At 76.5% G+C, this 4,924-nt stretch carries 3 protein-coding genes and 1 pseudogene; all 4 read right to left on the bottom strand.

All coding sequences use genetic code 11. The features are described 5' to 3' along the window. A pseudogene (locus ACFV4N_RS39730) lies at positions 1-590 on the bottom strand (hypothetical protein); the annotation flags it as partial. Beyond that, positions 587-2,005, bottom strand: coding sequence for a hypothetical protein (locus ACFV4N_RS39725; protein ID WP_499677849.1), 1,419 nt, complete (start codon positions 2,003-2,005; stop codon positions 587-589). The pseudogene ACFV4N_RS39730 and the gene ACFV4N_RS39725, both read right to left, overlap by 4 nt. Then, positions 2,002-4,284: a lantibiotic dehydratase gene (locus ACFV4N_RS39720; RefSeq protein ID WP_499677848.1), complete on the bottom strand. Its 2,283-nt coding sequence runs from the start codon at positions 4,282-4,284 to the stop codon at positions 2,002-2,004. The genes ACFV4N_RS39725 and ACFV4N_RS39720 overlap by 4 nt, the downstream gene beginning before the upstream one ends. Beyond that, a partial coding sequence (locus ACFV4N_RS39715; protein ID WP_499677847.1) for a lantibiotic dehydratase occupies positions 4,285-4,924 on the bottom strand: 640 nt, incomplete at its 5' end.

Raw genomic sequence — 4,924 nt, 5'->3', positions numbered from 1 at the left:
TCCCACGGCGAGAGGAAGACGAGCCTGCGCTGTGGCAGACCGCGGACCAGGGCGCACTCGTCGGCACCCCGCCCGTCGAGCCTGCCGTAGGCGATCGGGCCGAAGAAGCTCGTGGTCTCGTTCTTCGCGCAGAAGCGCTGCACGTAGGTGTACACCTGGCGGTGCACCCGGCGCCGCGCCGACGTGATCGCCCCCGGCTCCGCCGCTTCGACGTAGCGGCGCCACATGTTGGCCCACATGTCGGGGTTGGACACGAACACCGCTTCCTGCACGCGCTCCTCCGACGCGATGCGGTGCAGCCGCCGTTCGAGTCGCGCGTAGGTGTTCGGCAGGGCCTCGCGGTAGCGGGCGACGGCCTGGTTCCACCGACCGGTCGGCGCGGTGCCGTCCGGCGGCATCGCCCGCACCCGCCTGACGGCAGTGGCGACGGGACCCGATCCGCCCGCCGCGTCCGCCAGCTCCCGGGCGGCGTCGACGACCTCGTCCGCGGCCAGGTCGAGCTCCGGGTCGGCACCCAGCTCCTCCACCCAGTCGAACGGCATGCCGGGATGGCGCAGCACGAACTCCCCGTCCAGCTCCCACCTGGTCACCGGATCACCCCCATCGGTTCGGACGGCCCGTCGAGCACGCCGGCGGACGACAGCACCGCGACGACCCGGTCCCGCACCCCGGTGGACGGCAGGACCTCGGCGATCGGGACGCCCGGGGCGAGCGGGGCGAGCCGGGCCCCGATCCGGCTGTCGATGGCGAAGGTGCGCAGCCGGAGCAGGTCGACGACCAGGTGGCCGGTCTCCACCGCGACCACCCGCACCCCGCGCGACAGGCACGGCTGCGCGGGCGGCTCGTCGGCCGGGGCGAGGTAGGCGCCCGCCAACCGCGCCGGGAACAGCCGGCCGCGCGCCGACAGGGCGTCGGTGACCGCGCCGAGGACGTGCTCCGGGGGCACGCCCACGACCGGCGCGGACCGCGCGAGGTCGAGTCCCGGCGCGGTCGGCGGCACGGCGACATCGGCGCCGGCCCACCGGGTGGGTGGGTTCCGCGTGGTCGACGGCAGGTGGAACGGCCGTGCACCGGCGATCCGCCAGGGCAGGTCCTGACCGGCGAGCCAGGTCGCGGTGCCGATCAGCTGTTCCTCGGTGACGCCCGGCGCGCCGAGCCAGAACTCGACGACCACCCGCGCTCCCCCGGCGTGCAGGGCGGCGACGGCCGATCGGAACGCGTCCGGCGACAGCGCCGTGCCGTCGGCGAGCAGGACCCGGTCCCGATCGGCCAGTGCGACGGCGACCACGCCGACGGCGCAGCCCGGCGGGGTGCGGGTCGGGCTGCCCGACAGCTCCGGGCCGCTGACCGGACCGGCCCACGTCACGCCGTCGACGCGGCGCTGCCAGGTGGTCCGGGTGCCGGCGACGTACTCGACGGCGCCGGTCGGCACGAGGCTGCTGCCGGGTGGGAGGAGGTCCGCGACCACCGGCCAGTGCCGCTCGGCGAACGCGCCGTCGACGGCGAGCGGCGCACCGGTCAGCAGGCCCAGCCGGACCAGTGCGGGCAGCTGCTGGTCGTGACCGAGGTGGACGACCGCGTCCGGGTCGGTGACGTGGGCCGCCGCCGCGGCCAGCTCGGGCTCGAACGGACCGGCGGCACGGGCGGCGGCGAGCACGTCGGCGGAGCTCTCGGTGCTCCCCGTGACGAGGTCGAGGTCGTCGAGCCGCAGCCGGACCTGCCAGGAGGCCGCCGCGCCGGCGAGGGTCAGGACCACGTTCTGCGCGATCCACCGGTCCGTCGCCGCGGGCGTGCCGGAGAGGACCTCGTCGGTCGCCCTGGCCAGCGCGATCCTGCCGACCGCGTCCGGACCGTCGTGCTCGCGGAGGAGCCCGAGCAGCGCGGCGCGGGCCTCTCCCCCGGTGAGGCGGTCGACGGCCTGCCGGTGCAGCGCGACGGCGCGCCGGCCCGGCGCCTCGATCGAGAGGGTCGGATCGGCGTGCGGCAGCACGACCAGCGACGTCATCGCGCCACCTCGGACCCGGGCCGACGGGTGAACAGGCAGCGCAGCTCCGCGGTGTGCGCTCCCCGCGGGCCGGCCAGCCACAGCTCGTCGGCCGCCGGGAGCATCTCGCTGACGACGGTGGTCGACCGCTGGTCCACCCTGGTCGCTGCCCGCGCCACCGCCCGCAGCAGAGCAGGGCCGGCCAGGTCGGCGTACATCGGCTTGCGCACCCCCGGCAGGTGGGCGAACACCGCGGCCGGTAGTCCGTGACGCCTGCGCAGCCGGGTGGCGGCGAGCAGCACGCGGAGATCGTCGGCGGCGCCGATCGAGGCGACCTCGGCGGTGTCCACCTCCCAGCGGCGGCGCTGCACCACCGCCGCTCCCCAGGTCAGCCGAGGGGTGTGCGGGCCGGTGCGCAGCCGGGGCGCGCGCAGCCGCAGCGGGCCGAAGGCGGTCTGCACCAGCGTGTCCAGCTCGCCGTTGTGCAACGCCACCTCGCCGCCGAGCGAGTCGCACCACAGCCGGGCGTCGACCCCGTCCGAGCGGACGGTCACGTCGTCGAGGTCGACCGCCCACGACCCCGCGCGGCCCGAGGTGCCGGAGACCTCGACCACCGGGCCGGGCAGCTCGAGGGGTGGGATCCCGGTTCGCCGCCCGCCGAGCACGGTGAGCGCCGGGACCGGGCCGAAGGCGTCGGCGATGGCGCAGTCGCGCTCCATCCGCACCCGTGCCGCGTCGGGGTGGAACTGGAGTGCCCAATCGGTCAGCAGGACGCTGTCGTGCACGTCGCCGAGCACGACGCGGTAGGCCCCGGCGGTCCAGGCGGCGACGTCCGGTGCGGCGACCATGACGTCGACCGTGGTCGCCACCGCCTCACCACCGGCCGCTCCGCCGGTCAGCAGCGCCGCCGGCCCGGGGTGCGCGGCGAGGTCCACCTCCGTGGCGTCGCCGGCGGCCGCCACGGCCTCTGCGACGAGGGCGTCCAGTTCGGTGTCGGCGGGCTGGACGAGCGCGTGCGCCGCGACGACCACCTTCCACAGCGGGACCGTCCGCGCGCCGAGCGCGCGGGCCAGCCGCCGGCGGGCCGCGGTGCGGCGTCGGTGCGCGACGACGGCGAGGAAGTCCAGCGCGGGTGCGCAGCGGGCGAGCAGCTCGGTGGCGTGCTCGCCACCCACCTCCAAGTCCACGGACCCGGCGCACTCCTCGCGCAGGGGCGTCCGGTCGGTGTAGAACTGCCCGTCGACGGCGTCGCCGGGCTTGGCGTCCGGGGCGATCCGGTGCACGGCGTCGAGGAACCGGGTGTGCCGATCGGCCTTGGCCATCGCGTCGTCGTCGCAGAAGCGGTCCCGCAGTCGGGCGAGCTCCGCGACCTTCCCGGCCGGCACGGCCCCACCCGGGACACCTGCCGCCGCGGTGACCAGGTGGCCGAGCGGGTCGGGCGCGGTCACCGGTGGGTCGACCGGGTGGGTGACGAGGCCGAGCCGGCACAGCGCAGCGGCGGCCGCGATCACCTCGGCCGGCTCCGCGTCGAGCCGGCGGGCGAGCACGGCCAGCGTGCTGCGGCCGTCCACCGCGGCGAGCAGCCTGGCGGGGAGTTCGTCGGCCGCCCCGCTCCAGCGCGACAGGCCGCGGTTGCGCGGGCGCAGCACGAGCCACGGCGCCACCACCGGGTCGAAGGCCACCGCGTCGGCGAGGGCGGAGACCACCCAGGCGGCGGCGTGCGCGCGACGGGCCCGCAGCACGTGGGGGCCGTCCCACGCGACCCGGACGCCGGAGGGCGCCGCGGGGTCGACGACGCCGTAGCTGATCGGTCCGAAGAAGCTGAGCGTCTCGTTCTTCGTGCTGACCCGCTGCGCGAACGACGCGAGCTGGTTGACCACCTGCGCCCGGTCGGGGTTCCGCAGCACGTCGGCGAAGATCCTCGGGTTCGACACGGCCAGCGCCTCCCGAAGGCGCGGGTCGTCCGCCAGCGCACGCACGGGTGACGGCCGTTCCCGCCCGGCCGCGCCGATCCGCTGGGCTCCTCGGCGAGCCCGCCGGTGCGCGCTGACGGCGGCGACCCACGACGGGTCGTCCACGCGTGCCCGGTCGAGCCGGAAGGAGCCGCGGTCCAGGCCCTCGCGCAGCGCGTCGAGTTCGCGCGCGTCGAGCCCGTCCCGACGACCGAGCGCCAGCACGGCGTCCTCCGCGTCGACGACTTCCTCGACCGCCTGCGCGAGTCGCGGTTCGCGCAGGCCGTGCACCAGGGCGATGGGGAATCCCGTCGACCGGACGACCGTGTGTCGGTGCAGGGACCACATCTACCCGGGCTCCTTCCGCGTCATCGCGATCCGGAACTCCGAGGTGAACGCACCGGCTCGGCGACGCAGCCACAGCTGGTCCGGACCCGGCAGCATCTCCTCCACGACGACGGTCCCCTCCGGTCGCCGCGCGAGCAGCGAGCAGGCCGTCGGCGAGGTCAGGTCCAGGTAGACGGGCTTCGGCTCGCCCGGCAGGCGCACGAAGACGTGGCGGGGAATGCCGGTACGGCCCCGCAACCGGCACACCTCGGCGACCGCGCGGTCCTGGTCGACGGCGGGCGCCGGGTCCGCGGTCAGCCACCAACGGCGCCGCGCCACCACGAGGTCGCCTACCTGGACGCGTGGCCGGTGGTCCGCGATGCGGACCGGCAGGGCCTCCACGTGGGGTGGGGCGAACGCACGCAGGTGCGGGTGGTCGTCCTCGCCGGTGTAGAGGACGAGCGGGCCGGTGGGGCCGTGCAGCGAGGGGCCGTCCGGTCCCGGTCGCACGACGAGGTCGGCGACGGGCACCCGGCGGGCCCGGTCGACCGACGCGGTGCCGCCGACCTCGACGAAGCGGCCGGGGAAGGCGTCGGAGACCATGCCCTTGTGTTGGCGCCGGCGCAGGACCGTGGCGATGGCGGCCGGCCCTCCCCAGGGT

Source organism: Actinosynnema sp. NPDC059797 (genome assembly GCF_042732085.1).
Taxonomy (GTDB): Bacteria; Actinomycetota; Actinomycetes; order Mycobacteriales; family Pseudonocardiaceae; genus Actinosynnema.
This window is presented reverse-complemented; position numbering and strand designations above follow the sequence as displayed.

What these genes read in the sequence shown, in the direction of transcription:
- ACFV4N_RS39725 (WP_499677849.1), bottom strand. Translation starts at nt 2,005, where the DNA reads ATGACGTCGCTGGTCGTGCTGCCGCACGCCGATCCGACCCTCTCGATC.
- ACFV4N_RS39720 (WP_499677848.1), bottom strand. Translation starts at nt 4,284, where the DNA reads ATGTGGTCCCTGCACCGACACACGGTCGTCCGGTCGACGGGATTCCCC.